Source organism: Vibrio sp. S12_S33, assembly GCF_963889785.1.
Classification (GTDB): Bacteria; Pseudomonadota; Gammaproteobacteria; order Enterobacterales; family Vibrionaceae; genus Vibrio; species Vibrio aestuarianus.
This window is the reverse complement of record NZ_CAWPQZ010000138.1, coordinates 1-1,585: the sequence shown is the minus strand read 5'-3', so window position 1 is coordinate 1,585 and position 1,585 is coordinate 1. Positions and strand designations below refer to the sequence as shown.

2 protein-coding genes are annotated in these 1,585 nt (G+C 37.3%); both read left to right on the top strand.

The window, feature by feature from the left end:
- The first annotated feature begins 303 nt into the window (after positions 1-303).
- Positions 304-1,026 (top strand): hypothetical protein, encoded by a 723-nt coding sequence (locus AACW06_RS19465; protein WP_192076319.1) that lies wholly within the window; start codon positions 304-306, stop codon positions 1,024-1,026.
- Entirely contained in the window at positions 1,026-1,502 is a 477-nt protein-coding gene (locus AACW06_RS19460) for a hypothetical protein (RefSeq protein WP_238336763.1), read from the top strand. Before AACW06_RS19465 ends, AACW06_RS19460 begins: the two co-directional genes overlap by 1 nt.
- The last annotated feature ends 83 nt before the right edge of the window (positions 1,503-1,585 follow it).

Here is a 1,585-nt window from a genome sequence, read left to right as displayed (position 1 = left end):
TGCTCAAGCAATGTGATTGTGGTGCGCCAAGCCAAAAAGTGAAGTTGAAAAAAGCGGGATGGAACGATGATTATCGGGCTAGAGTCTTCTTTGGGTTATAAATCCATCAAAGTATGCTCCCGCCCTGGCTATGGGAATTGGACGTTTGATGAGCGAGATGAATTCTATAAATAAGTTAATAGAGAACCGTAATCAGATTAGAGGTGAACTAAAGCAGATAGTCTTGGATCCTCAGCGCTTACCTTTAGCAAAACTATTAATAGCGCAGCAAACATTACCTGATGAAATTAAGGAACAACTACAATGAAGTTATTGGATAGCCTCACAAGGAAAAAACAAATATCAATTATTGTATTATTCATTGTATTCGTTTTCCTTGGTTATGATTACTATCAAAGTACTCAACCGAATATTTGGGGCGATGAACCTGATGAATCCTACATTACGATTACAGGTAAAAAACCTAAGGATGCCAAAGTCGATGCTTGGGCAAGATGGGGGGCAAGTGGAGATGCTTGTAAAGCACGAACGTTCAGCTTTTCTAATGTGAAATGGTCAAAAGGGGCAAATGTAAAATGGCATATCACACATGACTTTTCTACGGATCCCAATCGATATGAATTGAGAATTCCATATCAACAATATCACGACTCATTAGATTGTGATGTGGAATTAGGTAGAATTATAGTTCAAGCGTATAACGCTTTCGATACCGTTGGTTTCGCTCAATTACGAATTTATAGTCCAAATTCAACTGACGACAAATCTTTACCATTTAGTTCTTTGATTGAAGCAAAGTATTGCAATGGCGATATATTTAAAAGTATAAGAAAAGAGTGGGCAGGGGCCATTGGTTGTCACTTTTATGTCGATGGAAAGAAAAAGACTAAAGATCAAGAATTCAACGCTTACACCATCTACTACGATTTCTCTAAATTCAATAATGACACCGTGATTCATTACGATGTTTTAGCTGGCGAGAATTACCGCTCTGAGCCGTTAGATAAAGAGAAAGGGCCGCAATAGTGATAATTATCGCTAATACCACAAGGAAAAAAAGAATATCAATTATTGTATTGTTCATAGTATTGGTTTTTCTTGGTTATGATTATTACCAGACTTCTCAACCGAATATTTGGGGTGATGAACCTGATGAGTCCTACATTACGATTACAGGTAAAAAACCAACCGATGTTCACGTAGTTGCTTGGGCTGCATATTGGGTCACCGGTGATGAATGTAAAACCTATTCCTATGATATGTTTGGCCGTAAAGCGTACAGGGGAGGGAAAATTGATAAAAAATATATCTATGATTATTCAGACGAACCAAACCGCTATGAATTGCGTTTACCTTATAAATCCGTAGTAGATAGTAATCAGTGTACGGTTGCCTTAAGAGATGTTTCTATTCATGTGTACAACGATTTTGATGAAAATGGTTTTGCTGAATTACGAATTTATTCTGTGAATACAGAAAACCACGGGTTTACCCGTGGATGAATGCCTTTGGAGACGGTACGATAGCTAAATGCAATATTATACCTCGTCCCATAGTGTTTATTACACTAAATATCACATAGTTT